Consider the following 25,669-nt stretch of genomic DNA (forward strand, 5'->3'; position numbering starts at 1 on the left):
TTGCCGTGCTTGGCCAGCAGCCGCGGGTCCAGCGACCCGGCGTTGACCCCGATCCGGATCGGCGTGCCGTGATCGCGCGCAGCCTGCGCGATCTCCTTGACCTTGTCGTCGAACTTCCTGATGTTGCCCGGGTTCACCCGCACCGCGGCGCACCCGGCCTCGATCGCGGCGAAGACGTACTTCGGCTGGAAGTGGATGTCGGCGATCACCGGGATCTGCGACTTGCGCGCGATCGCCGGCAGCGCCTCCGCGTCATCCTGCGACGGGCACGCCACCCGCACGATGTCACACCCGGCCGCGGTCAACTCCGCGATCTGCTGCAACGTGGCATTCACATCCGCGGTGAGCGTGGTCGTCATCGACTGCACCGACACCGGGAAGTCGCTGCCCACGCCCACCGGCCCGACCATGACCTGTCGGGTCGGCCGCCGCCGGGCCAGCGCCGCGGGGGCGGGCATGCCGAGGTGGACGCTCATCCGACCGACCCGCTCGGCTCGACCGCCCGCCACCGCTCGGGCGCGGCCACCCGCCTGCCCAGGTCCGCCGCGATCGCCTCGGCGGTCAGGCCGCAGTCGGCGAGCACCTCGTCCCGCCTGCCGTGCGCGAGGAAGCGCCGGGGGAGGCCGAAGACGGCCACCGGGGTCCGGACACCGGCGTCCCTGAGGTCATCGGCGAGCGCGGACCCGAACCCGCCCGCCGCGAGGTTGTCCTCCACGGAGGCGACGACCTGGAAGCGCGGGGCCATGACCCGCAGCAGCGGGTTCACCGGCCGCACCCAGCCCGGGTCGACCACGGTCACCCCGATTCCCCGCGCGGCCAGCCGGTCGGCGGCGTCGAGGCAGGTGCGCGCCATCGGGCCGACCGACAGCAGCAGGACGTCGTCGCGGGGATCGGGGCGCAGCACGTCCAGCCCGGCGTAGGAGAAGGCCGCCGGGAGGTCCGGGCCGACCGTCCCCTTGGGGAAGCGCACCGCGCACGGGCCGTCGGTGACGCGGAGCGCGCTCCGCAGCGCCTCGCGCAGCGTGGCGGCGTCCCGCGGCGCCGCGACCCGCATGGCGGGCACGGTGTTCAGCAGGGACAGGTCGCACATCCCGTTGTGCGACGGGCCGTCGTCGCCGGTCACCCCCGCCCGGTCGAGGACGAGGACGACCGGGCACGAGTGCAGCGCCACGTCCAGCAGCACCTGGTCGAAGGCCCGGTTGAGGAACGTCGAGTAGATCGCCACGACCGGCCGCATGCCCGCCATCGCCAGCCCGGCCGCGGCGGTCACCGCGTTCTGCTCGGCGATCCCGACGTCCAGCACCCGGTCCGGGAACCGCGCGGCGAACGCGCTCAGGCCGGTCGGGTCGCGCATGGCGGCCGTGACGGCGACGATGTCCGGGCGCTGCGCGCCGAGCTCGACGAGCTCGTCCCCGAACACCGACGTCCACGACCGCCCACCGGACGACAGCGGCACGCCCGTCGCCGGGTCCATGGGCCGGACCGCGTGGAACCGGTCCACCTCGTCGTTCTCGGCGAGCGCGTGGCCGCGTCCCTTGCTGGTGAGGCAGTGCACGACCACCGGTCCGTCGGCGTCCCGGGCCTGGAGCAGCGCCCGCTGGACGGCGACCACGTCGTGCCCGTCGACCGGCCCGACGTAGCCGATGCCGAGCGTGGCGAAGAACGTGTGCGGCTCGGCCCCGGCCAGGTGCCGGGCCAGCCCGCCGATCGTGGGCGAGTACGACCGGCCGTTGTCGTTGAGGACGATCACGACCCGGCTGCCGTCGCCGCCGATGGAGTTCAGCGCCTCCCAGGCCATCCCGCCGGTCAGCGCGCCGTCGCCGACCACCGCGACCACGCGGCGGTCCCCGACCCCGCGCAGCCGGTCGGCGGTGGCCATGCCGTAGGCGTAGGACAGCGCCGTGGAGGCGTGCGAGTTCTCGATGACGTCGTGCGGCGACTCGGCGCGCGACGGGTAGCCGGACAGCCCGCCGCGCGCCCGCAGCCCGCCGAACTCGCTCCACCGGCCGGTCAGCGCCTTGTGCACGTACGCCTGGTGCCCGGTGTCCCACAGGATCCGGTCGGCGGGGGAGTCGAACACCCGGTGCAGGGCCAGCGTCAGCTCGACCACGCCGAGCCCGGGCCCGAGGTGCCCGCCGGTCCGGGACACCTCCGCCACCAGCAGCGCCCTGATCTCGGCGGCCAGCCCGTCCAGTTCCGCCACCGTGAGCCGCCGCAGGTCGGACGGGCGCCGGATCGAGGGCAGCAGCCGACGGCCCGGCTCGACGGACCGGCCGCCGGGCAGCGAGAACGTGACGGTCTCGACGGCGGTGGTGTCCACGTCGACCTGGTCGAAACCGTGCTCGGCCAGCCGGACCAGCACCTCCTCGACCAGGACCTCCGGCGCGCTGGCCCCGGAGCTGACGCCGACGGTGCGCACGCCGCGCAGCCACTCGGCGCGCAGGTGCCCGACGTCCGGCACGAGGTGGCCGCGCACGCCCGCCTTCCCGGCGACGTCGACCATCCGCTGGGAGTTGCTGGAGTTCTCCGAGCCCACCACCAGGATCAGCTCGCACTGGCGCGCCAGCGACTTGATGCCGGTCTGCCGGTTCTGGCTGGCGTAGCAGATGGTCTCGCTGGAGGGCTCCTCCACGTCGGTGAAGCGCGCCCTGATCCGGGCGACGACGTCGGCGGTGTCGTCCATCGACAGCGTCGTCTGCGTCAGGTAGGCGACCGGGGTGTCCGGCGCGAGGTCGAGCCGGTCCACGTCCTCGACCGTCTCCACGACCACGGTCCGCTGGGGCGCCTCGCCCCGGGTGCCCTCGGTCTCCTCGTGGTCGTCGTGCCCGATCAGCAGCAGCAGCCGACCGTCCCGGGTGGCCCGCTTCGCCTGCTGGTGCACCTTGGCCACCAGCGGGCACGTCGCGTCGATGACGTGCAGGTCGGCAGCGGCCGCCTCGGCGCGCACGGCGGGGGAGACCCCGTGCGCGGACAACACGCAGACGCTGCCCCGGGGCACCTCGGCGATCTCGTCGACGAACCGCGCGCCCTTGCGCTCCAACATGCCGACGATGAAGTGGTTGTGGACGATCTGCTTGCGCACGTAGACGGGCGGGCCGTGCAGTTCCAGCGCCCGCTCGGTCATCGCGATCGCGCGGTGCACCCCGGCGCAGAAGCCGCGCGGCTCGGCGAGCACCACCCGCCGTCGTGGCAGGCGGTCGGTCGGGTTCGGGGCCACGGGTCACCGGTCCCGGTCGATCGCGGCCTGCGCGAAGCCGTGCAGCCGGTCGCGGCTCGCCGAGCGGGGCAGCATCCGCAGCGCGGCGATCGCGCGCTCGCAGTACTCCCTGGCCAGCGCGGCGGCGGCGCCGATCGCGCCGGTGCGGTCCAGGATCGCGACCAGCGTCGCCCGTCTGCCCTCCGGGTCGCCCTCGCCCACCAGAACCTCGGTGATCGCGACGCGATCGGGGGGATCGGCGGCCCGGTAGGCCATGATGACCGGCAGCGTCAGCCTGCCGTTGCGGATGTCGCTGGTGTCCGGCTTGCCCATGACGTCGGTGCCCTGGGTGTAGGACATCACGTCGTCGTGGATCTGGAAGGCGCAGCCCAGGTTCTCCGCGAAGGTCCCCAGCGCCAGCACCGACTCCTCGTCCCCGCCCGCCAGCAGCGCCCCGCACTCGCACACGCCCCGGAACAGCGCCGCGGTCTTCAGCCGCACCATGGTCAGGTACGCGTCGAGGTCGAAGTCGACCCGCTCGCACAGCTCGGCCTCCAGGCTCTGGCCCCGGCACAGGTCGATGCCGCACCGGGCGACGACGTCCAGCGCGGCCACGATCCGCTCCGGCGCCGCCCCGGTGTGGCGGCACTCGGCCAGCGCGACGAACAGGTCGAAGATCAGCGCGTCGCCGACGATGATGGCGTTGTCCGCGCCGAACTTGTGCTGCACCGACGGCCGTCCCCGGCGCAGGTCGTCGTTGTCGATGATGTCGTCGTGCACCAGGCTGGCCACGTGCCCGGACTCCGCGCCCACCGCGGCGGGCAGCACCACGGCCGGGTCGCCGCCGACGGCGCCCGCCGACTCCAGCAGCAGGATCGGCCGGAACAGCTTGCCCGCGGGCACCAGCGCGTGCGCGCACATGGCGGCGAGCAGGCTCGACTCGGCCTGCCAGCGCTCGGTGAGCCCCTCGGCGACCTGGCCCACCCTCGCCTCGTGACCGGCGGCCGACGCGGGCCGGTCACGTGCTCCGGCGCCGTCGGCGAGCGGGTCGATCGTCACATGACCGGACATCGTTTTCCTCCATCGTGCGCATGAGACGGCCCGCGTCACGTCAGGACCGTGCCGAACTGGCGGCCCAGCCTGCCCATGTAGTAGAGGATTTCCTCGTGGTTGGTGGACGGCAGGAAGTGGTCGGCGCCGACCTTGTAGTAGAGCGAGTGCACCGACTCGGTGAGCAGGTGCTCGTACGGCTCGTCGCGGCGCAGCGCCAGGCTGAACGCGGGCACGTCGAACCCCTTCCAGCCGTCGCGCCACACGTAGTAGCCGTCACCGTCGATCTCCACCTGGGGCAGCGACTCGTTGGCGTGGCGCGGTGACGGCTCCTGGGAGGGCATGGTGTACGCGGGCAGCGTGATGAGGTCGTACTCGAACACGGCGTCCAGCAGGGGACGGACCTCCGGCGGCACGCGCGGGATGGTCGACTCGGCCCACCAGCGCCGCAGCATGTCCTTCGCGTCGTCGCTGCCGTACAACAGGGTCAGCACCGGGGCGAGCACGTCGGAGTCGGTGAACGAGTTGACCATGCCGGTGCGGAACGGCTCGGCGATCGGGTGCTGGTCGGTCTCGAACCACTCCATGAGGGACCGGATCAGCTCCGACTGGGTGATGCCGCCGAGGGTGCGCAGCGGCGCCCAGACGAACCGCAGCACCGGGTTCTCGGCGATGAGCCGCGAGACGAAGATGAACCGGTGCATGTACTGGTTGTCGCGGGGCGACATGGTGTCGTGCGACAGCAGGTACTCGAAGTCGTCGGTGTTGCCGCGCACGGTCACCATGCCGAACCGCTCGCGGTCGGTGTGGTAGCTGGTGTTCGGCAGGATCAGCATCGGGTAGACCGCGACCCGCGAGACGTGGTTGGCCAGCCGGTCGTACCCCTTCATGAACGTCTCGATCGTCTCGCCGGGCGCGCCCCAGATCAGCTCGGCGTAGCAGTCCAGCCCCTCCTTGCCCAGCCACTCCGCCAGGCTCTCCCAGTCGTTGACCTTCATGTTGCGGCGGTTCATCAGGTCGAGGGTGTCCTCGTCCAGCGTCTGCAGCGCGAGGGTGAACGAGCTGTGCAGGCCCGCGTCCTTCATCGCCTTGACGATCTTGTAGAACACGGCGGACTTGTTCTTCGCCCACGAGGTCTCGATGCTCTTGGGGTAGCCGTGCTCCTCGCGCGCGGCGATGACGTCCTCGACGAACTCCAGGTCGCTCGGCATCATCCCGAAGTTGGCGTCGCACAGCACGAGCGTGTGCACCTTGTGCCGGGCGAACAGCTCGATCTCCGCGCGCAGCCGTTCCCGGGAGAACGCCCGGACCCGCTGGCCGACCGCGCCGCCCCAGTAGCAGAAGGAGCACTTGTACGGGCAGCCGCGGTTGGTCTCCAGCAGCGCGACGTCGTACGGGAACCTCCCCTCGTCGTCGGTCATCGGGATGGCCCCGGTGAGGAACGGCGACGCGATGTCGTCCAGGTTCTCGATCCTCGGGCGGTCGCGGGTGGTGACGATCTCGTGCCCGCCCGCCTGGAAGGAGATCCCGTCGACAGCGTGCAGCGCGCGGACCGACCGCCCGTCGAGGCGGGCGCGCAGCAGCTCGCAGAAGGTGAACTCGCCCTCGCCGTTGACGATCACGTCGACGTGCGGGTGCATGCCGAAGACGCGGGCCGCCTGGTGGGAGACGTGGTTGCCGCCGAACACCACCCAGCCGTCCGGGTTGAGCTGCTTGAAGGTCTCGGCCAGCGCGGCGAACTCCTGGTAGTTCCAGCCGAGCACGGAGAAGGCGATCACGTCCGGCGCGCCTGCCGCGAAGAGGTCGTTGGCCATGCCGAAGAGCGTGCTGCCGCCGTCGAAGTTGTGGATCGTGATGTCCGCCCGCGCGGCGATGTCGTCCTGCTGCAGTGCGGTGGCCTTGAGATATCCGGAGGCAAGCGGCATGGACTCCAGCGACATGGCCCAGACGCCCTGCTGCACCAGCCAGACCTGCAACGGCCGATCTACCATCGGTGAATTCCCCTTGCGCTGGTTCGGTTTCGTGGCGGGGCGGTGAGCGCGCGGCCGGGCGCTCGGCGGCGCGCGAGCGCCGTCGTCGGCCGCCGCCCCGGGCGGGCGATGGCTCCCCGGTCGGTCCCGGCGGCCTCACCTGGGCGTCAGCTCCAGCAGGTGCAGGTGCCACGCGCCGCCGCCATCGCCCTCCCCACCGGTCAGGTCGGCGGGGAACGCGTCGACCAGGGCCTCGGGGATCTCCGACATCTCCACGCGCTGGAGCACGTCGAGCCGGTAGCCGGTCTCGTCGGCGAGGTCGCTCACCAGGGTCGGGTTGCCCAGCGCCTCGCCGAACCACAGGTAGGCCCGGCCGCGCGGGGTCAGCAGCCCGCGGCCCTCGGACAGGAAGCGGCGCAGCTTGGTGTACGCCGGGTCGAACATCGTCTCGTGCCAGATGGAGGAGTCGACGGTCTCCTCCGGCGCGTTCAGGAACGGCGGGTTCCAGTAGATGCCGTCGAACCGCTCGCCGGGCCCGACCGCCGAGTAGAGGTTGCTCTCCCGGGCGGTCACGCGGTGCGCGACATGGTGGCGCGCCGCGTTCAGCTCGGTGTTCCGGACGGCGGCCGGGTTGATGTCCAGGCCCAGCACCCGCTCGACGCCCGCCAGCGCCGCGAGGACCGACATGATCCCGGTCCCGCAGCCCATCTCCAGGAACGAGGACATGTCCGCGAACGGGATCAGGTGGGCGTAGAGCTCGCCCCCGGGCGAATACGTCGGCGGCCACACGTCGTCGAGCAGGTCCCACTCCATGCCGACCAGCTCGAAGACCTGCGGCCTGGTCGAGTCGGAATGGTATCTGTCGATGATGTTCTGGCCGATGAGCAGCTCGAAATCCCGCGCTTCCATAGTGTCCCATCTCCGCATCGGAGTGATTTCCGCGCCTGCGGCGAAATCAGGAGATCGGTCGCCAAGAACGTTCCACGCTGGCAAAGGCCATTCAAACAGCGCGCCCGGTGGCTGGCAACGAGTCGCGGGCGAACGCCATGCCGTGGCGGCGGTCACCGCGGCGGCGGGACCGACCAGCCGACCATCGCGTCCATGGACCGGCGGGACACCGCCTCCGGCAGGAGCCCGCCGAGCCACACCCCGGTGTTGCGGGCGGCCACCGCGACCGGCGCGGACAGCCCCGCGACCCGCCCCATCCAGCGGGACATGGCGCGCAGTCGCGTGGTGCGCGCCCGGCGGCTCGCGTCGTAGGCGGCCAGGCCTGCCCGCAGGGCGTCCCACGACCGCGCGCCCGCGGTCGCCTGCGCCAGTTCGACGGCGTCCTCCAGGGCCAGGCCCGCCGCGCCCACGTTGGGCGTCATCGGGTGCGCCGCGTCGCCGACCAGGACCACGCGCCCGTGGGCGAACCCGTCGAGGGGGCGGGCAGCGTCCTCGATCCGGTCGAAGTGCAGCTCCGCCCGGGACGCGCGCTCCAGCAGGTGCGGGATCGGGTCGTGCCAGCGGCCGAACAGGCCGGTCAGCCGCTCGTACGCGCCCGCGTGCCGGCTCGGCGGGGTCACCTTCGCCAGCGCGGAGAAGTGCGCCCTGCCCTCGGGCAGCGGGAGGATCGACAGGCGCTGTCCGGCGCCCCACGTCTCGGCGGCCACCACGTCCAGCCCGTCGGCGGGCACCACGCACCGCCACGCGGCCGAGCCGGTGTCGACGAGGCCGGGGTGTCCGGGGTGCAGGGCGCGACGCAGCGCGGACCGGATGCCGTCCGCGCCCACCACCAGGTCCGATTCCACGGTCGCGCCGCCCACCACGATCGTCGCGGGCGTCGTCGGGCCGCCGCTGCCCGCCAGGCAGGCCTCCTGCCCGTAGTGGACAGTCCCGGGCGGCAGCGCGTCGGCCAGCGCGCGCACCAGGTCGAGCCGCAGGAGCGCGCGGATCGGCTCGCCGTAGCGCTCCTCGACGAACCGCAGCCCGGTCCTGGCGATCCACCGGCCGCCCGGCGCGCGCACCCCGCCGTGGGCCTGGACGACGGACCGCGCGCGCACCGCGTCGGCCACCCCGATCGCGTCCAGCGCGCGCATTCCGTTGGGCGTGACGCCGATTCCGCCGCCGGACGCCCGCAGTCCCGGAGCGCGTTCATAGACCCGGACGGCCCAGCCCCGGCCCGCCAGCGCGACGGCGGTCGCCAGGCCCGCGATCCCGGCGCCGACGATGTGTGCGGTGCGTGTCATGGAATTCCCCTCACGCGATGATCGGAAGCCGAATCGGTTCCCCGCCAAGGAAGCAGATGATGCACGGCACCCACACCATTCGGGTCAGATTCCTCGCCCACCTCGAAGCGTGCCGCCCCGACACGGTCTTCTACGCCGGGACCGTCGGATTGAGCGGCGCGGTGCTCACCGATCCGGACGCGCCGGGGCGACTGCTGTTCCTCGCCTGGCTCGTGCCCACCCTCGCCTGGATCGCCTCGCTGTACGGCGGCGACTACTTCGACCGCGACCTCGACGCGCTGACCAAGCCGCACCGCCCGGTCCCGTCCGGGCGCATCGCCGCCGCCACCGCGCGGAACACGATGATCGCGCTGATCGGGACCGGCGCGGTGATCGCGGTGCTGGTGAACCCGCTGACCGCGCTGCTCGCCCTGCCCGCGACCGTCTTCGGCATCGCCTACGCCCGGTGGCTCAAGGGCCGGGGGCTGTGGGGGAACGCCAGCCGGGGCCTGCCGACGGCGCTGACGGTGCTCTTCGGCTCGATGATGGTGCAGCCGCTGCCTGCGGCCGGGCTCGTGCCGCTGGCGCTGATGTTCTGGCTGCACGACTCCGGGTCGAACCTGCTCGGCGCGCTGTGCGACCGCGACGGCGACCGGCTCGGCGGGTACCTGACATACCCGGTGCGGCGGGGCGACGCGGCAACCGTGCGCGGCCTGATCGGGTTCTACGTCGGCTGGGTGGCCATCGCCCTCGCGTGGCCGATCCCGTTCGGCGACGGGATCGACCCGCGGATCTACTATCCCGTGCTGCTGGTGGTCGTGGCGCTCGGCGGGGTGTCGCTGTGGGGCGTGGCCCGCGCGCCCCGGCCCATCGCGCGGCCGGTCGGTCTGCGGGCGCACGAGATCGTGGTGGCCGAGCGGATCGTCCTCGGCACGTTCCTGGTCGCCGCCGCGGGCGAGGTCCGGCTCGCCCTGCTGGTCGGCGTGCCGTCCCTGGCCCTGACCCTGCTGGCGCGGCAGCTGATGCGGCGCCGGTACGAGCCGGTGCGGTGACCGGTCGCGGCGAGGGCCCGGCGGGTCGGCCGGGCCCTCCTCGCGGTCACACCTTCAGCGCGTTCTGCGGCGGCCCGCCCTTGTAGAGGCCCAGCACCAGTTCGTGCGAGTAGCCCAGCAGCTCCTGCAGCTCCGGGTCGAACTCGCGCACCTTCTCCGGCGGGACGCTCAGCAGGCTGTTCTCCACCTGCCGCAGCCAGCCGACCTGGTAGCCGAACGACAGGATGTGCCGGACGTCGGACTCGGTGGTGTTCGCCCCGCCCGCGTGGAACAGGTCCTGCCGGAACAGCAGCGCGTCGCCCTTGGCCATCTCGACCTGGACCGCCTCGCTCCAGTCCGGCGGCGGCGCGACCGGCGAGCCGCTGTGCGCGCCGGGCACCACCCAGGTCGCGCCGTTCTCCTTGGTGAAGTCGCTCATCGCGCACATGACGGACAGCGCGACGGGGTTCTCCCCGAACGGCGCGTGCTGCCAGGAGAACGTGTCGCGGTGCATCTGCTGCCGGGGCGCGCCCGGGTAGCGGCCCATGTACTCGGCGATGATCAGCAGGATGGTCTCCGACAGCGGGGCCAGCAGCCTGCGCGCCGCGTCGACGATGTCCCGGTGCAGCACCATGGCGGGCGCGCAGTCGATGGCGCCGATGAGCTGGTGCATCGTGACGGTCGTCTCGCCCTGGAACTGAGCGAGCAGCGAGTTGGCCGCGTACTCCTTCTCGTCCGGGTGCTCGTCGAGGTAGGTCCTGACCTGCTCGACGTACGTGTCGCACTCCTCGGCCGTGTACGCGCCGGTCAGCACGACCGCGCCCTCCTCGCGGAACGCCCGGTCCATCGCCTCCCGGTCGTACGGCCGCGCCAAGCGCGGGATCGACTTTCCCATGGTCACCCATCCCCTTCCGATTCGCGTCGTCCTCGTCTGCGTCCTCGCGCGCGGCCGCTCGTCACCAGGTGACCGGGAGCCGCTCGATGCTGACGTCCATGCCCTCCGCCCGCCACCGCACCTCGTGCGGCGGGTCCGCCCGCCGGATGCCGGGAATCCGGCGGACCAGCGTGCCGAGCGCGACCGCGAGCTCCATCCGGGCCAGCGCCGCGCCGAGGCAGTGGTGGATCCCGTGCCCGAACGCCAGGTGCGGGCCCCGCTCGCCGGTCACCGCGATCGCGTCCGGGTCGGTGAACGCTGCCGGGTCGCGGTTCGCGCCGACCCGGGAGGCGATCACCGTATCGCCCAGCGCGATCCGCACCCCGAGGATGTCCACATCGGACTGCGCGATCCGCTGGATGCCGACCTCCTCGTCCTGCAGCCGCAGCAGTTCCTCGACCACGCGCTCGACATCGACGCGGCCCTCGCGCATCCCGTCGAGCACCGCGCGGTCGGCGAACAGGCGCAGCAGCCCGTGCGAGATGGCCGACGCTGTGGTCACGTATCCGGCCATCAGCAGGCCCATGGCCATCGAGGAGACCTCGATCCGGGTCAGGCCGTCCGCGGTGCCCGATCGGCGCGCTAGATCGCTGAGCAGGTCGTCGCCGTTCGGCTTGGACTCCACGAGCCGGACCACGAACCGCTGGAGGTCGGCGAACGCGGCGCCGGCGTCGCCGCCAGCCGAGCGGAGCACGATGTCGGCCCAGCCCCGGAACCGGTCTCGGTCGGCGTCGGGGATGCCCAGCAGCTCGGAGACGATCGTGATCGGCAGGGGATAGGCGAACTCCTCCTGCACGTCCACCACCGGCCCCTTGGCCAGCATGGCGTCGATCAGGGCGTCGGTGACCGCCTGCGCGCGCTCGCGCAGCGCGGCGACCCGGCGGGCGGTGAACGCGCGGGTCACGCTGCGGCGCAGCCGCGTGTGGTCCGGCGGGTCCTTGAGGAACATGAAGCCCGCCGCGAGGTTGTCCTCGTCCGCCTCGGGGATCGAGCCGGGGTACCCGGTGCCGAAGGCGGGGTGGCCGAGCAGCACCCGGACGTCCTCGTAGCGGGTGACCAGCCAGGCCTGCCCGCCGCCCGCCAGCCGCACCCGGTGGATCGGGGCGGCGGCGCGCAACCGCGCCAGGTCCTCGGCCGGGTCGATGATCGAGTCGCGCGCGAACGGGTAGTCGGTGAGCTGGTCGTGCTGCACGGGGAACCCCCTGTCTCGCTCCAACGGTCAGACGAACGCGGCCTCGACAGCGTCGGCGAACTCGCCCCCGCTGCGGCCGCCGCGCAGCTTCCGCCGGAACAGGGCCAGCCGGTCGGCCATGGCGGTGTCGTTGACGACCTCCTTGATCACGTCGGCCAGCTCGGCGGCGGTGAAGGGCTCCGGCAGCCGCACGCCGAGCCCGAGCCGCTCGATGCTGTCCGCGACCCCGCGCTGCTCGCCGATCTGCGGGGCGACCAGCACCGGGACCCCGTGGGCCAGCGCCTCGACGGTGCTGGTGAGGCCGCCGTGCGAGACGGCGACCGACGCGTGCCGCAGGGCGTCGATCATCGGCAGCCTGGCCCGCAGCAGCACCCGGTCGGAGACCGGGCCGATCCGCTCGGGCGGCACCTTGTCGCCGAGCGCGGCCGCCGTGTGCCAGCCGAGGCGTTCGACGCCCTCGACACACGTGCGGAAGAACCCGATCTTCTCGTTGAACACCGTGCCGAGCGAGACCACGGCCAGCGGCCGCGCCGCCGCCAGCCAGCCGACCTCCGGGGAGTCCTCGGCCGGTCGGATGCACGGCGTGATGAACGTGAACCGCTCGTCGAAGGTCTCCCCGCGCGGCTGGATCTCCCGGGGGAACAGCACGATGTTGCGGTCGGCCTCGTTGTCGAAGAACCGCTGCGGCGACACCGACGACGACAGCCCGACCTCGTCGAGGAAATCCGCCACCGCGGCGAAGAACACCGCCATCGACTCGTCGGTGTCCGACCGCGACCCGTAGTCCTGGTGCAGCGAGAACTCCGAGTTCGACGCGAACACCGGCCAGGTGCGGACCACCGGGATGCCGGTGGCCTGCCCGATCAGCCAGCCCGCAGTCGACAGCACGTCGGCCACGATCACGTCCGGCGGGTCCTCCCGGACGACCCGCTCCAGCGCGGCGTAGGCCGCCCGGGTCTCCTTGAGCATCAACGGCAGCACGTTGCCCATGTCCGACAGCTCCACGTGCGCGGTGTCCATGGGCGAGTCGTAGCGCACCACGTCGACCGCCTTGCCGACCTCGGGCGCGAAGCTGCCCGACGCCGACGCGCTCACCCGGTGCCCGCGCCGGACCAGCTCGGTCAGGCCCTCCAGCACCGGGTACACGTGCCCCCACGCGGGGATCGACGCGTACAGGACGTGTTTGCCCGTCATGCCGCCATCACCCGCAGCACCATCCGGTCCGGGAACCGGTCGCCGAGCATGTTCACCTTCCACGGCACCGCCTTCCACGCCTCGACCATCTCGAAGTCCAGCCCGCACTCGGCCAGCGCGTCGACGGCCACCTGCAGTTCGAGCCGGGCCAGGTTCGCGCCGAGGCAGCGGTGGATGCCGAACCCGAACGCGAGGTGGCGGACCAGGCCAGGACGCGACGGGTCGAAGGTGTCCGGGTCGCTGAACAGCTCCTCGTCCCGGTTGGCCGCGACGAGCGGGGCCACCACCGTGTCGCCCTTGCGGATCGTGACGTCGCCCAGCCGCACGTCCTCGGCCGCGAACCGGGGCATGGACTCGCCGTTGTCGCCGGACTGGATCCGCAGCACCTCCTCCACGAACCGCTTCCGCAGGTCCGCCGGGTCGGCGGCGGCGCGCAGCCTGCGCAGCCACCCGAACTCCACGAGGTAGCGCATGGCGACCGCGATCGCGTTGGCCGTGCTGACGTAGCCCGCCACGGGCAGGCCGAGGACCATGGTCGCCAGCTCGACGTCGTCGACGGTGCCCTCGTCCTCCTGAGTCCGGATCATGTGCGCCAGCAGGTCGTCGCCGTCGCGGCCGCCGGTGCGGCGGCGTCCGGCGATCAGGTCCCGCACGTAGTCGTTGAGCCGCTTCCAGCCCTCCAGCGCGATGACGCCCTGCGCCTCGGACACCGGCACCAGCAGCCGGTCGGACAGCTCCTGGAACATCCGCCGGTCGGGCTCCGGCACGCCGACGACCTCGGCGATCACGTTCATGGTCAGCGGTTTGGCGAAGTCCGCCATCACGTCGACCGGCGCGTCGGCCGCCCCCATCGCGGCGATCAGCTCGTCGGCCTTCGCCCGGATGGTGTCGCGGTAGCGGCCGACGTGGCCGACGGCGAACGGCCCGGCGACCAGGCCGCGCAGCCGGGTGTGCTCGGGCGGGTCCTGGAAGATCGACTCGTTGGCCTCCGCGGTGCCGCCGCCGCGGTCGAGGTCGATCGGGGACACGCTGAACGCCGCGCCGCCGAGCACCTGGCGGATGTCGGCGTAGCGGCTCACCAGCCACACCTGCGTGCCGTCCGGCCCGTCGGCCCGGGACACCGGGCAGGTCGCGCGCAGCGTGCGCCAGTCCTGCTCGTCGAGGTCCGCTGGCCGGAACCGCTCGACCGGCGGTGGCTCCCGCGAGGTGACCTCGGCGCCGGATTGAGGCGATGTCATGATCCGCTCCTCTCGGTCAGCATCAGGCGGGACGGGCCGCGCACGAGCATCCCGGCCTTCCAGTCGACCCCGTCCGGCGAGACGATCCGCAGGCCGGGCGCGGTCGCGGCCAGCACGTCGAGCGCCACCCGCAGCTCCAGCCGGGCGAGCGGCGCGCCGAGGCAGAAGTGCGCGCCGACGCCGAAGCCGAGGTGCGGGTTCGGGTCCCGGGTGAGGACCAGGCGGTCCGGGTCGGCGAAGACCCGGGGGTCGCGGTTGGCGATCACCGAGGCGGGCACCACCGGCGAGCCCGCGGCGATCCGGGTGCCGCTGAGCACCACGTCCTCGACGGCGTAGCGGGGCGTCGTGCCGTTGGCCTCCAGCGGCACGTACCGCATGAGCTCCTCGACCGCCGACGGGATCAGCAGCGGGTCCGCCGCCAGCGCCCGGAACCGCGCCGGGTCGTCGAGCAGCACGTACATGAAGTTCGGCAGCTGGGTCGACGTGGTCTCGTAGCCAGCGACCAGGATGGTCATCACGACGACCACCAGCTCGTCGTCGCTCACCGTCCCCGTGGCGGACTGGACGTCGAGCATGGCCGAGATCAGGTCCTCCCTCGGCCGGGCCCGCCGCTCGGCGACCAGGGCGGCGACGTAGTCCCACATCCGCCCGGTCGCCGCCCACCGCTCGTCCTCGGAGATCGCGGTCGTCGCCAGGCCCGCCTCGGCCCAGTGCCGGAAGTGCTCGCGGTCGGCGTACGGCACGCCGAGCAGCTCGCAGATCATCTTGAGGGTGAACGGCAGCGCGAAGTCCTCGACGCCGTCGAAGGCCTCGGCGGCGAGCGCGTCCTTGACCAGCTCGGTGGCGACGGCAGTGGCGCGCTCCCGCAGCCGCGCTACCGTCCGGGGCGTGAACGCGTGCTGGCACACCGAGCGGACCCGGGTGTGCTCGGGCGGGTCCATGGCGACGATGCCGCCGCTGAAGTCCTCCCGCGTCACCCGCGGCACGTCCCGCTCCAGCGACGCGGCCCGGGAGAACCGCGGGTCGGTCAGCACGGTGCGGACGTCGGCGTGCCGGGTGACCAGCCAGGCCTCCTCGCCGTAGGGGAACCGGACCCGGCTGACCGGCTCGTCGTCCTGCAGCGCGCGGTACTCCGGCTCCAGGTCGAGCCGGGGCGCGCGGGGAAAGGGGAAAGCACGGACGGTCACGTCGGTCCTCACTCTCGTCCGGCCGCGACGCGGTTCGCCACGACGACCACCTCCGCGCCCCGGCGCGGCACGAGCATCGGCCCCCTCGGGGTGACCGCCTCCGGCGCGGCCCGGCGCGCCCGCAGCCGGACGTCGCGGACGACGGCCGCGATCACGGTGCGCATCTCGACCATCGCCAGCGACGCGCCGAGGCACCGGTGGCTGCCGCCGCCGAACGGCAGGAAGTGCGCGCTCGGCGGCTCTACCGGGTGGAACCGGTCGATGGCGTAGTCGTCCGGTCTCGGGTGCAGGTCGTCGGAGAGGTGCAGCAGGCCGAGCGAGACGGCGAACAGCGTGCCCGCCGGGAACGTGTAGCCCTCGGCCGTCCACTCCTCGGTCACGACCCTGCCGATGTCCAATGTGGTCGGGCGGGCCCTGATCGCCTCGTGGATCGCCGCGTCGAGCACCTTCCAGTCCTCGGCCCGCACGGCGGCCTCCACCCGGTCGAGCGCGCCCGGCGCGCGCACGACCCGCTCGAAGAACCAGGCCAGCTGCGTCGCGGTGGTCTCCTGGCCGACGGCGAGCAGGGTGACCATGTGGTCGCGCAGCTCCCGGTCGGTGAGGGGCGGGTTCTCGCCGCCCTGCGTCAGCAGCAGGGACAGCACGTCGCCGCCGCGGCTGCCCGGGTCGGCGGCGATCCGGGCGCGGCGCTCCCGGATCTCGGCGATGACGATCCGGTCGACCTCGGCCAGCAGGCGCTGGAACGCCGCCCACGGCCCGACGCCGCCGAAGCGCCTGCGCAGCGCGGGCAGCAGGATGATCAGCGGGTTCACCGCGAGCAGCCTCGGCACCAGCGCCCGCAGCCGGTCCAGCCGGGCGGAGTCGGTGATGCCGAACACCGCGCGGATCATCACCTCCAGCGTGACCCGCTGGAAGCAGTCGAGCAGGCGCACGGTCGACCCGGGCGGCCACCGCCGGATCTCCTGCTCCACGACCGACTCCATGACCTCGACGTAGGCCGCGACGTTGTCGCCGTGCAGCGGCCGCATCAGCACCTTGCGCCGCTCGGTGTGCTCAGCGCCGCCGGACATCAGCAGCGAGTGCTCGCCGACGACGAACCGGATCGACTCGTTGGCAGCGGCGGCGTCGAAGCGGGCGGCGTCGTCGCGCAGGATCCGGCGGATCCCCTCCGGGGTGCTGATGTAGACGACGTCGCCGAACCCCAGGATGCGGGCGGTGAAGACGGGCCCGTAGCGGCGCGTGCACGACCGGCCGAACCGGACCGGCGCGACCGCCCACAGCACGGTCTGCGCGAGCGCGGGCAGCCGGGGCCCGGGCGGCATGGCGGCCCTGCGCGCCACCGCGCTGCTCACCGGGACCCGCCGCGCGCACTCGTCCTGATCCACCGGCCCAGGGCCCGCAGGGCGAACGTGTGCGCGATCAGGTCGTCGGTGTAGCACAGGTCGTCGAAGTACAGCCCCACGTTGCTCGGCCGCCACGTGCCGTGGTGGTCCTGGCGCTCGATCAGCCACTCCACCGCCCGCACCACGGCCGGGCTGCACGGGTCCTCGCCAGCCTTGAGCAGCGCGAACAACGCCCAGGCCGTCTCCTCGGCCGTGCTGCCCTGCGGCGGCAGCTCGTGCTTGAGCGGCCAGCCGCCGTCGGTCGCCTGGTTGTCGAGCAGCCACTCCCGCGCCGCCACCGCGGGCCGCGCGTCGCCCCTGCCGCTGTCCACGAACGCCTCCAGCAGCCTGCTGGTGCCGTGCGTGTTGTCGCGGAACCACACCGAGGCGATGGAGCCGTCCTTCTCCTGGTGGGCGCGCAGGTACTCCAGGGCCCGGGCCAGCGCGCCGCCGGGCGCGTCGGACAGGCCGTGCCGCCGCAGGGCCATGATCACGTGCGCGGTGACGCCGGGGCAGGGCCGGTCGTTCATGATGGCGGTGTCGCGGACCCACTCCGACCACGAGCCGTCCCGGTTCTGCATCTTCAGCAGCCACCGCACGCCGAGCTGCACGGCCGGGTGCGTGCGCGGGACGCCGAGGTCGGCGAGGACGCCGAGCACGACGGCGGTGTCCTCCGACTCCGGCCACCCGGACGGGTTCGCCCAGCCCCACCCGCCCGCCGGGATGCCGAACTGGCGGAACGGCTTGTTCCACTGGTTGCGCAGCAGCCACTCCCGGGTGCCCTGCATCAGCGGCTCGTCCGCCACGTCCTGGAACTCGCCGAGCGCCATGATCGAGTAGGCGGTCACGGAGATCTCCAGGTCCCGGTCGATCGCCCACGACCCGTCCTTGCGCTGGGTCTCCAGCAGGTAGCGCAGGGACGCGAGCTGGAGGTCGAGCCCGGTGTCGGCGTGGCGCAGCCCGAGGTAGAGGAACCCGGCGATCATCGGGCACTCCTCGATGCCGCCGTTGGTGCCCGAGACCTCCCGCAGCCAGTTCAGCGCCAGCGGCTCGGCGATCCGGCCGAGCACCCGGCGCACCGCGGAGCGCTTCATCGTGCGGCTCTGCATGACCCCGAGCCCGAGGATGGCGGGCAGCGCGATGGACACCTTGTTGCGCCAGCGGCGCGGCACCAGGATCGTCTCGACGGGCAGGTCCGGCTGCTGGTCGAACTCGCGCAAGCCGGTCAGCGCCCAGATCGTCGGCAGCGCGGCGGGCCACGTCTTCGGCGCCTGCCCGTTGAGCCCCGGGATGGCGTTGACCGCGTCGTTCTCGTCAAGGAACCGCCTGCCGCGCTCGATGGCCTGGCGGGAGGCGGCGGAGTCGACCTCGTGCAGCGCCGCGACCGCGAAGGCCGTCATGCCGGGGCTGCTCGGCCACTCCGCGTCCGCCATCGCCCAGCCGCCGTCCGGGCGCTGGTGCCGCCGCAGCCACTCGACCGCGGTGCGGACGCGCTCGGCGTAGCCGACCGGGTCGGCGCGGTTGAGTGAGAGGACACCGAGCGCGGTGGCGATCGTCGACGACGACAGCCGGTCCACCCAGGACCCGTCCTCCCGCTGCCGGTCGTAGAGATGGGTGATCGCACGCTCGGCGGCCCGATCGACCCCTGCTCGCAGCTGTCCCACGTTCACGTCCACGCCTTCCCTGTCGCGAAGCTGTCGTGCTAGCTGGGGGGATTCCTCCTCGGACGGGCCGCGGCGACGATCCGGTAGGCGTTGCCGCCCCGGCTGCCCGAGGTCATCACGTGCAAGAGCAGGTCGAGCGCGAACGCGAGGGCGAGCACCGGGGTCGAGGCCGCCATCACCGCCCGCCGGAGCAGGCGTTCCGCGGGGCGCACCGGGCGGCTCAGCCACGGCCACGACGCCGCCGCGGGCAGGTGGTGGTTCAGCGCGGTGAGCAGGGCGGCGACGTTGTCGAACGGCTTGTTGGCAGCGCCGAGCCGCACGCGCACCACCTCGAACCCGCGCTCCTCCAGCAGCAGGCACAGGTTCCGGTGCGGGATCAGGTGGAGGTTCTGCGGCGCCATCCAGCCGTACCAGAACCGGCCGTGCAGCCTGGCGAACCGGCTCGCCGGGTTGACCAGCTCGATCAGCGCGACGCCGCCGTCGCGCAGCAGCGCGCGCGCCGCGTCGACCTCGGCGGCCGGGCAGGGCGTCCGCTCCAGGTAGTGGATCATGCTCACCACGTCGAACCCGCCCGCGTGCCCGCGCGCGAACTCGGTCAGCGGCGTCTGCTCGGCGACGTCCACCCACCCGCGCCGCACCCCGTCGTGGATCACCGGGCTCGGGTCGAGAGCCCAGAACTCCGTGCCGGGCAGCAGTTGGCGGGTCACGCCGCACAGGTGTCCGTGCCGCGCGCCGACGTCGAGCCACCGCGCGGGCGGCTGGCCCCCGAGCAGCCGGACCAGCCCGCGGTGCGCGGCGGCCCGGTGCCGGGCGACCGAGGCGTAGTGCTCGCGGCCGATCCCGTCGTAGGAGTCCCGGTAGTAGTAGGCGAGCCCGACGTCGGTCAGCATCGGGTTCTGGAAGAGGTGCCCGCACGCGCGGCATTCCCACATCCGGAAGGACCCCGGCTTGCACTGCCGGGTGTCCGGCAGCTCGATCCGGCATCGCACCGCGGTCGCCCCGCACCACGGGCAGGAATCGGCCTGCGGGTGGAAGAACCGGTCGCGGCCCGCCCGCAGTTCGCGGTCGTATTCGGCGCGCCTGCGGTCGTTCCCGACGACATCGATGGCCGGTGCGGACGCGGATGACTGCATTCTGGACGATCCTCCGATGCCGGTGCGGCGAGGATGTGGCCGAGGGAGAGGGGTTCTGGGGTGAACCCGGGTGTGATGCGGGTCCGCCTGCCGCCGGAACGCGGTGGGAACCTCGATCCCCGAACGTACTGACCCTCAGGTGGTCTGGCAACGGTCGTCACCGGGCGCGGGCCCGATGCCGAGGTCGCGCATGAACCAGCCGATCGTGCGGCGCAGCCCCTCGGACATGGAGACCGCGTTGCGGTAGCCGAGCGCGCCGATCTTCTCGGCGTCGCAGTGCTGCCGTCCGAGGGCGCGCGGCATCCCCGTGCCCGCCACGATCTCGTAGCCGTTCTCCAGGATGGCGTCAGCGCGGTCCCGGTCGTGCGGTTCGCAGGCCTTCCTGGCCTGATCTATCATCTCCTCGACCAGGTCCAGCGTCGTGCGGTGCCCGGCGGGCGCCATGTTGAAGACCTCGCCGAGGGCCCTGCGGTCGAAGGCGATCAGCGTCAGCGCGCGCACCACGTCCGTCACATAGGCGTAATCCCGGCCGTGGGCGATGGAACCCTGGTAGACGACCGGCGGCAGCGGACCCGGCGGGGCGAACACGCGGCTCAGCGTGCGCGGCACGATCCGCGACCCGGTGTTCGGGTCGCCCGGCCCGAAGACGTTGCACAGCCGCAATGTCGAGACGGGCAGGCCGAATTCAGCGCCGTAGAGCCGGACCAGGGTGTCCGCGGACATCTTCCCGACGTCGTAGACGCCCCGCGCGTCCAGTGGCGAGGTCTCCACGTACGCGTCGCCGGACAGCTCCCCGTAGACCTTGTCGGTGGAGGAGAAGACGAACCGCTCCAGTCTCGTGCACCCGATCCTGGCCGCCTCCAGCATGTTGACGGTCCCGCCGATGTTGGCGACCAGCGCGCCGTGCGGGTCGTCGAACGCGGCCTCGATGGTCGAGGCCGCGGCGAGGTGGAAGACCAGGTGCGGGTCGACCGCCCGCACGGTCTCGACACACCCGGGGAAGTCCGCGATGTCCAGGCGCACGGACTCCACCGGATCGTCGGGCCGCGCCGCCCGGTCGACAACGACCACCCGGAACCCCTGCTCGGACAGGCTGGTCGCCAGGTGCGTGCCGATGAACCCACAGCCGCCGGTGATCAGCACCGTCCGGCCGACGTCCCTGCGCTGCATATCGCGGATTCCCATCGGGGCTTCGCCGCGGTCGGGCGCCGGAGGACCGGCGCGATGCCGCGGGCTTCGGGGTGTTCGGGGGCCATCGGCCCGATCGGACGGCTTTGTCCGGGTTCGGGCTTTCAGTGCGCCTGCGCGGTGTGCCTGCCGTCCTGGTCGAGGTCGTCGAGGTACTTGCTCAGCGCCATCCAGAACCGGCCGTTGTGCCAGGCCAGCGTGGCGACCGTGCCGAGGCAGTGCGCCGGGATGTCCTCCGGCGGCGGCGCGGCGTGGCCAGCGACCGAGTGCGCGTCGAGCCAGCGGAGCAGGGCGCGGCCCGCCTCGCTGAACCGCAGCGAGGGGTCCTTGCGGAGGGTGACCATGATGTCCGCCGGGTCCACTTCGGACCGTAGCCGCGCCGCGGCCGGGCGCTTCGGCGACCGGGATGCTCCGTCGCCCGGGGCGGACCTCGCCGCGCCGTCCCGGCGCGCGGGAACCGGGTCCTCGCCCGAACTCAGCCGGTTGCGCACGTCCAGCACTGTCGACGGCGCGATGCCGACCGCCCTGGCGATGTCCCGCAGCGACCGGCCCGGATCGGCCCTGATCAGCTCACCGGCCAGCCGCCTGCGCTCGGAGCTGTCCAGCGGGCGCAGCCTGCCGTCGCGCCCGATCCGGCTGTTCGACTGTCTGTCCGACACAGTCGAACACCGGCGGATCGCGCTGACGGTCGTCGCGGCGAGCCCGCTCACCAGCGCGATCCACCGGTCCGAGCGCGTGGGGTGGGTCGTGATGATCCGCGCGGCCGCGGCCTTGCGGTCGGCCAGCGTCAACGGCAGGCCGTTCACCACGTTCGCCTCGACGGCGAGCACGAACGCGTCGTCCTCGTCGCCGTCGAAGAACCGGGCCTCGATACTGCGGTGCGCGCCGAGTTCCGCGGCGCGCAGGCGGTGCACGCCGTCGATCACCCGCATGGTCGGCCGGTGCACGATGATGGGCGGCAGGCGGGTGTCGGTCTTCGCCAGCGCCTGCACGTGTTCCTCGCTCACCCCGCCCGTGCGCGGGGTGTCGCCGAGGCGCAGCAGGCCGACCGGGACCGACTCCGACGGCAGGCCGCCGGCCCGGTAGGTCTGCCAGAGCGAAGGCGCGTCGGCGGTCTCCTCGGCTTCCCCACAACCGTGACGATCCATGCGAGGTCATCCCTTCGGCGCGCGAGTCGATGGCGGGGCACTTCTTCCTGAACGGCATGTCCCTGCCCGTTTCCGGTGATCGCCGGTGACCGAGGCCAGTCTTCCCGATCTGCGCACACAAACGCGCACACACCGCGCGTACAGTCGGTGACGGAACGTGTGTGACTGGGGAAGGAGGCCGTGGAATGCCGCGGGCACATGCCGTGGAGTTCACGTTGCTCGGGCCGGTGGGGGTGCACATGGCCGGGCAGCCGCGACCGCTGGGTGGCCCACGACAGCGCGCCGTGCTGGTCGCCCTTCTGTTGCACGCCAACGAGGTGGTCCGGACCAGGCAACTGCTCGACCTGGTCTGGTCGGACCTGCCCACCTCGGCGGAGTCGAACCTGCGGACGTACCTGACCAGGCTGCGCCGCATCCTGCGCGCGCCGGAGGAGACCGAGTCCCGGCTGCAGACCCGCCGCGGCGGGCACCTGGTGACGGCGCACCCCGGGGAGCTGGACGTGGACCGGTTCACCGAGCTGGCGGCGCGGGGGGAGCAGGCGGAGGACCCCGTCGCCGCGTGCGACTTCCTCGAGCGGGCGCTGCGCACCTGGCGGGGCCGGGCGCTGGAGGACGTGGCGACCGGGCACTGGCTCGAAGCGGAGGCGACCCGGCTGGAGTCACTGCGCGAGCGCGTTTACGAGCAGTACCTGCACACGCGGTTGTCACTGGGCCACCATGCCGAGGTCCTGCCGGAATTGCGCGCACTCCTCCTGCGGAATCCCTTGTGGGAGCGGATGGCGGGAATGCTGATGGTCGCCCTGCACCGGTCCGGTCAGCGAACCGAGGCGTTATCGGTGTTCCGGCGCACGCGCAACCGCCTCGTGGAGGAACTGGGGGTGGAGCCAGGGCACGAACTGAGCGCGCTGCACCAGCGGTTGCTCTCGGACGAGGTGCCGGGGGTGCACGCGGCGCCCATCGTGCTCGCGACCCGGCCCGACGGGCTCGCGGTGGTCGAAGTGGACTCGAACCGGGCCGACGGCTCGGCGTCGGCGCGGGTCACCGGGACGACGCGCACACGCGATGTCCCGTGGCAGCACCGGCACAGGCCCCCCACCCGCGCGGAACCGGGAACGCGCGGGGGAGCGGAGCGGCCCGCCCAACTGCCGGTCGACCTGCCCACGTTCACCGGCCGGGAGGCCGAGTTGGCCGAACTCACGGCCGAGGCGGTCGATGACCGGCCGATCATCACGATCGTCGGGATGCCCGGCAGCGGCAAGACGACGCTGGCCGTCCACGCGGCGCACCGGCTCGCTGAGCGCTACCCCGACGGGCAGCTCTTCCTCGACCTGCACGGACACACGGACGGCGCCGACCCGCTCGACCCGAACGAGGCGCTGGGGCTGATGCTGCGGGCCCTCGGCGTGCCCGCCACCCGGATGTCGGTCAGCACCGAGGCCCGCGCGGGCCTGTACCGCTCGCTGCTGGCCGATCGCCGGATGCTCGTCGTGCTGGACAACGCGCTCAGCGAGGCGCAGGTCAGCCCGCTGCTCCCCGGGGCGGGCGCGAGCCGCACGCTGATCACCAGCCGCAGGCGGCTGACGGGACTGGCGCACCAGGCCCACTCGCTGCCGATCGACGTCCTGCCGCTCGCCGACGCGGTGTCCCTGTTCACCACGATCGCCACTCCGCAGCGGGTCGCGGCCGAGCCGCCCGGACTCGTGGCTGAGGTCGTCGAGCTGTGCGGCAGGCTGCCGCTGGCCATCCGGCTCGCCGCGGTCCGGCTGCGCGACCGTCCCTTCTGGACCCTGGCGGACATCCGGGACCGCCTCGGGGACCCGAAGGGGCGGCTCGCCGAGCTGTCTGCGGGAGAGCACGGCGTGTCGGCGGCGATCGACCGCTCGGTGGCCGACCTGGAACCCGACCGACGGCGGATGCTCACCCTGCTCGGGCTGCACCCCGGCGCGGTCATCGACCTGAACGCGGCTGCGGCGCTCGCCGGGGTGAGCCTGCCTGCCGCCGACCGGGTGCTGGAGGACCTGGTCGACGCGCACCTGCTCCGCCAGACCGCGCCCGACCGGTACGAGTCGCACAGCCTCGTGCGCGCCTTCGTGCTCGAACGGGCGCAGGGCATGGACCAGCAGGACGTCCGCGACGCCATGCGACGACTGCTCGACTTCTACCTGCACACGGTCGACGCGTGCGACAGTCTGATCCACCCGGTGCGCAGGCACACCGAACCGCCGCCGCCCGACCCGGTCGTGGTCCCGTTGCGGTTCACCGCCGTCGAGTCGGCCCTGGCCTGGTGCGACGCGGTCTGCGCCGACCTGCCCGGGGTGGTCGAGGCGGCCGGGCGGCACGGCCTGCTCACCCACGCCTGCCAGGTGGCGCTGCGGCTGGAGGGCTACTTCGACGCCCGCGAGCGCTGGGCGGAGGGCACCGCGACCTACGAGGCGGCGCTCGGACCGGCCCGGATGCTGCACGACCAGGAGATGGAGGCCGAACTGCTCCTGGGCATGGCGTTCGGGCGGGCGCGGCAGAGGCAGTACGAGAGCGCTCTTGCCTACTACGAGGCGACGGTCGAGCTGTGCGGGCACACCGAGGTCCGCTACATCGAGGGCTTCGCCGTGATGGGCCTGGCCGAGGTGAGCAGGCGCCTCGGCCGGTACGACCAGGCGATCGAGAACTACCGGCGCGCGGTGGCGCTGTACCGCGGGACCAACGACGTCACCGCCATCTGCGCCAACCTCGACCGCCTCGGGAGCATGTACCGCGAGCTGGACATGGTCGACGAGGCGATCGAGTGCTACCGCCAGGCGTGCGAGCAGAGCGAGCAGGCGGGCAACCCGCGCGGCGCTGCCCGGTTCCTGATCACCCTGGGCCAGGCCTACCTGACGCGCGACCGGTACGAGGAGGCCACCGCGGTCACCACGCGGGCGCTCGCCCTCTGCGCGGCGGGGGGCGACCGGGACGGCCAGAACCGCGCCCTGACCGCGCTGGGGAGGATGCGGACGGTGGCGGGGGAACGCGACCAGGCCATGGCCCACCTGGCGACCGCCCAGGGCCTCCTGGCCGACCTCGACGACCATCCGTCCGCCGACGCCTATCTGCCCGAGACCCACCCCGACCGCCCCGCCCCGAAGCCGACGGCATGACCGCGTGATTCACCCGGACGCGGACCGGTCCCGCGCGGCCCGCCGCTCGCCCGGCCGAGTACGGTGGCCCGATGAGCATCCGATTCCAGGAGCTGGGCTGGTGCCGGACGCCCATGGGGGAGCTGGTGCTGCGGCGCCGGTTCGACCCGGTCACCCGCCGGGAGATCGACGAGATCAAGCTCGGCGACGAGTTCCTGATGTCGAGCCAGTTCACCGACGCCGAGGTGGAGCTGGGCAGGCTGGCGACAGCCCGGCTCGGGGACGCCGCGGACCTGGACGTGGTGGTGGGCGGCCTCGGCCTCGGGTTCACGGCGCTGGCGGTGCTGGAGCACCCGGCGGTGCGCTCGCTGACGGTCATCGATGCGCTCGGCGAGGTCATCGCCTGGCACGAGCGCGGCCTGATCCCCGCGGGCGCCGTGTTGACCGCCGATCCCCGCTGCCGGTTCGTCCACGGCGACTTCTTCGAGCTGGCGCGCTCGCCGGACGGCCTGGACCCGGCCGCGCCCGGCAGGCGCTTCCACGCGGTCGTCGTCGACATCGACCATTCCCCGCGTCACCTGCTGCGCCCGGAGAACGCCGACTTCTACACCCCCGCGGGCCTGCGGCGGGTGCGCGACGGCCTCCACCCGGGCGGGGTCTTCGCCCTGTGGTCCAACGATCCTCCGGACGACCCGTTCCTGCGGGCGCTGGGCGAGTCCTTCGACCGGGTGGCCGCGGAGGTCGTCCGCTTCCCGAACCCGCTGCGGGGCGGGGAATCGACCAACACCGTCTACCTGGCATCGGCGCCGGAATAGGCGTCGGCGGCTCCATCGTCCACT

Annotated in this window: 19 protein-coding genes and 1 pseudogene; 3 read left to right on the forward strand and 17 right to left on the reverse strand. The window is 73.0% G+C overall.

Annotated features, from left to right (window positions below):
• The 7 genes and pseudogenes from IEY98_RS31320 to IEY98_RS31345 form a co-directional block, all read right to left on the reverse strand.
• The coding region (locus tag IEY98_RS31320; protein ID WP_189214316.1) for a flavodoxin-dependent (E)-4-hydroxy-3-methylbut-2-enyl-diphosphate synthase at positions 1-476 on the reverse strand (476 nt) is incomplete at its 3' end.
• Entirely contained in the window at positions 473-2,248 is a 1,776-nt protein-coding gene (locus IEY98_RS32980) for a 1-deoxy-D-xylulose-5-phosphate synthase (RefSeq protein ID WP_229787832.1), read from the reverse strand. The genes IEY98_RS32980 and IEY98_RS31320, both read right to left, overlap by 4 nt.
• A gap of 108 nt (positions 2,249-2,356) precedes the next feature.
• Positions 2,357-3,217: pseudogene (gene ispH, locus IEY98_RS32985) on the reverse strand (4-hydroxy-3-methylbut-2-enyl diphosphate reductase); the annotation flags it as partial.
• A gap of 3 nt (positions 3,218-3,220) precedes the next feature.
• A complete protein-coding gene (locus IEY98_RS31330) occupies positions 3,221-4,267 on the reverse strand; it encodes a polyprenyl synthetase family protein (protein ID WP_189214318.1) in 1,047 nt (348 codons plus the stop codon).
• Between the two features lie 35 nt (positions 4,268-4,302).
• Positions 4,303-6,237, reverse strand: coding sequence for a KedN5 family methylcobalamin-dependent radical SAM C-methyltransferase (locus IEY98_RS31335; protein WP_189214319.1), 1,935 nt, complete (start codon positions 6,235-6,237; stop codon positions 4,303-4,305).
• 135 nt (positions 6,238-6,372) lie between these two features.
• Positions 6,373-7,125 carry a methyltransferase gene (locus IEY98_RS31340; RefSeq protein WP_189214320.1) on the reverse strand — a complete coding sequence of 251 codons (753 nt, stop codon included), beginning with the start codon at positions 7,123-7,125 and terminating at the stop codon, positions 6,373-6,375.
• Positions 7,126-7,277: 152 nt separating this feature from the next.
• Complete coding sequence (locus IEY98_RS31345; RefSeq protein WP_189214321.1) at positions 7,278-8,447, reverse strand: FAD-dependent oxidoreductase; 1,170 nt, start codon at positions 8,445-8,447, stop codon at positions 7,278-7,280.
• A gap of 59 nt (positions 8,448-8,506) precedes the next feature.
• Between IEY98_RS31345 and IEY98_RS31350 the strand changes: the two genes are divergently transcribed.
• Positions 8,507-9,478 carry a UbiA family prenyltransferase gene (locus IEY98_RS31350; RefSeq protein ID WP_189214322.1) on the forward strand — a complete coding sequence of 324 codons (972 nt, stop codon included), beginning with the start codon at positions 8,507-8,509 and terminating at the stop codon, positions 9,476-9,478.
• A gap of 46 nt (positions 9,479-9,524) precedes the next feature.
• On the opposite strand, the gene IEY98_RS31355 is transcribed toward IEY98_RS31350, so the two are convergent.
• The 10 genes from IEY98_RS31355 to IEY98_RS31400 form a co-directional block, all read right to left on the reverse strand.
• Positions 9,525-10,352 carry a phytanoyl-CoA dioxygenase family protein gene (locus IEY98_RS31355; protein ID WP_189214323.1) on the reverse strand — a complete coding sequence of 276 codons (828 nt, stop codon included), beginning with the start codon at positions 10,350-10,352 and terminating at the stop codon, positions 9,525-9,527.
• A gap of 61 nt (positions 10,353-10,413) precedes the next feature.
• Positions 10,414-11,583: a cytochrome P450 gene (locus IEY98_RS31360; RefSeq protein ID WP_189214324.1), complete on the reverse strand. Its 1,170-nt coding sequence runs from the start codon at positions 11,581-11,583 to the stop codon at positions 10,414-10,416.
• A gap of 27 nt (positions 11,584-11,610) precedes the next feature.
• Positions 11,611-12,777: a nucleotide disphospho-sugar-binding domain-containing protein gene (locus IEY98_RS31365; protein WP_189214325.1), complete on the reverse strand. Its 1,167-nt coding sequence runs from the start codon at positions 12,775-12,777 to the stop codon at positions 11,611-11,613.
• Complete coding sequence (locus IEY98_RS31370) at positions 12,774-14,015, reverse strand: cytochrome P450 (RefSeq protein ID WP_189214326.1); 1,242 nt, start codon at positions 14,013-14,015, stop codon at positions 12,774-12,776. The genes IEY98_RS31365 and IEY98_RS31370 overlap by 4 nt, the downstream gene beginning before the upstream one ends.
• The gene (locus IEY98_RS31375; protein WP_189214327.1) at positions 14,012-15,202 is read right to left on the reverse strand and encodes a cytochrome P450; all 1,191 of its coding nucleotides are present in this window, start codon (positions 15,200-15,202) and stop codon (positions 14,012-14,014) included. The genes IEY98_RS31370 and IEY98_RS31375 overlap by 4 nt, the downstream gene beginning before the upstream one ends.
• Positions 15,203-15,210: 8 nt before the next feature.
• The gene (locus tag IEY98_RS31380; protein ID WP_189214328.1) at positions 15,211-16,587 is read right to left on the reverse strand and encodes a cytochrome P450; all 1,377 of its coding nucleotides are present in this window, start codon (positions 16,585-16,587) and stop codon (positions 15,211-15,213) included.
• Complete coding sequence (locus IEY98_RS31385) at positions 16,551-18,254, reverse strand: prenyltransferase/squalene oxidase repeat-containing protein (RefSeq protein ID WP_189214329.1); 1,704 nt, start codon at positions 18,252-18,254, stop codon at positions 16,551-16,553. The genes IEY98_RS31380 and IEY98_RS31385 overlap by 37 nt, the downstream gene beginning before the upstream one ends.
• A gap of 32 nt (positions 18,255-18,286) precedes the next feature.
• Complete coding sequence (locus IEY98_RS31390; protein WP_189214330.1) at positions 18,287-19,381, reverse strand: class I SAM-dependent methyltransferase; 1,095 nt, start codon at positions 19,379-19,381, stop codon at positions 18,287-18,289.
• A gap of 135 nt (positions 19,382-19,516) precedes the next feature.
• On the reverse strand, positions 19,517-20,566 hold the full coding sequence (locus IEY98_RS31395) for an NAD-dependent epimerase/dehydratase family protein (RefSeq protein ID WP_189214331.1): 1,050 nt from the start codon (positions 20,564-20,566) through the stop codon (positions 19,517-19,519).
• Positions 20,567-20,673: 107 nt separating this feature from the next.
• Entirely contained in the window at positions 20,674-21,717 is a 1,044-nt protein-coding gene (locus IEY98_RS31400; RefSeq protein ID WP_189214332.1) for a ParB/RepB/Spo0J family partition protein, read from the reverse strand.
• Positions 21,718-21,902: 185 nt separating this feature from the next.
• Between IEY98_RS31400 and IEY98_RS31405 the strand changes: the two genes are divergently transcribed.
• Positions 21,903-24,851 (forward strand): AfsR/SARP family transcriptional regulator, encoded by a 2,949-nt coding sequence (locus IEY98_RS31405; RefSeq protein WP_189214333.1) that lies wholly within the window; start codon positions 21,903-21,905, stop codon positions 24,849-24,851.
• Between the two features lie 71 nt (positions 24,852-24,922).
• The gene (locus IEY98_RS31410; protein WP_189214334.1) at positions 24,923-25,645 is read left to right on the forward strand and encodes a polyamine aminopropyltransferase; all 723 of its coding nucleotides are present in this window, start codon (positions 24,923-24,925) and stop codon (positions 25,643-25,645) included.
• Positions 25,646-25,669 lie beyond the last annotated feature (24 nt).

The organism is Actinokineospora fastidiosa, assembly GCF_014648415.1.
In the GTDB taxonomy this organism is placed as follows: domain Bacteria; phylum Actinomycetota; class Actinomycetes; order Mycobacteriales; family Pseudonocardiaceae; genus Actinokineospora; species Actinokineospora fastidiosa.

Excerpts from the sequence above, each read along its gene's own strand:
- IEY98_RS31335 (WP_189214319.1), bottom strand. The coding sequence starts at position 6,237 with ATGGTAGATCGGCCGTTGCAGGTCTGGCTGGTGCAGCAGGGCGTCTGG.
- IEY98_RS31330 (WP_189214318.1), bottom strand. The coding sequence starts at position 4,267 with ATGTCCGGTCATGTGACGATCGACCCGCTCGCCGACGGCGCCGGAGCA.
- IEY98_RS31350 (WP_189214322.1), top strand. The coding sequence starts at position 8,507 with ATGCACGGCACCCACACCATTCGGGTCAGATTCCTCGCCCACCTCGAA.
- IEY98_RS31365 (WP_189214325.1), bottom strand. The coding sequence starts at position 12,777 with ATGACGGGCAAACACGTCCTGTACGCGTCGATCCCCGCGTGGGGGCAC.
- IEY98_RS31370 (WP_189214326.1), bottom strand. The coding sequence starts at position 14,015 with ATGACATCGCCTCAATCCGGCGCCGAGGTCACCTCGCGGGAGCCACCG.
- IEY98_RS31355 (WP_189214323.1), bottom strand. The coding sequence starts at position 10,352 with ATGGGAAAGTCGATCCCGCGCTTGGCGCGGCCGTACGACCGGGAGGCG.
- IEY98_RS31390 (WP_189214330.1), bottom strand. The coding sequence starts at position 19,381 with ATGCAGTCATCCGCGTCCGCACCGGCCATCGATGTCGTCGGGAACGAC.
- IEY98_RS31400 (WP_189214332.1), bottom strand. The coding sequence starts at position 21,717 with ATGGATCGTCACGGTTGTGGGGAAGCCGAGGAGACCGCCGACGCGCCT.
- IEY98_RS31345 (WP_189214321.1), bottom strand. The coding sequence starts at position 8,447 with ATGACACGCACCGCACACATCGTCGGCGCCGGGATCGCGGGCCTGGCG.
- IEY98_RS31410 (WP_189214334.1), top strand. The coding sequence starts at position 24,923 with ATGAGCATCCGATTCCAGGAGCTGGGCTGGTGCCGGACGCCCATGGGG.
- IEY98_RS31340 (WP_189214320.1), bottom strand. The coding sequence starts at position 7,125 with ATGGAAGCGCGGGATTTCGAGCTGCTCATCGGCCAGAACATCATCGAC.
- IEY98_RS31395 (WP_189214331.1), bottom strand. The coding sequence starts at position 20,566 with ATGGGAATCCGCGATATGCAGCGCAGGGACGTCGGCCGGACGGTGCTG.
- IEY98_RS31405 (WP_189214333.1), top strand. The coding sequence starts at position 21,903 with ATGCCGCGGGCACATGCCGTGGAGTTCACGTTGCTCGGGCCGGTGGGG.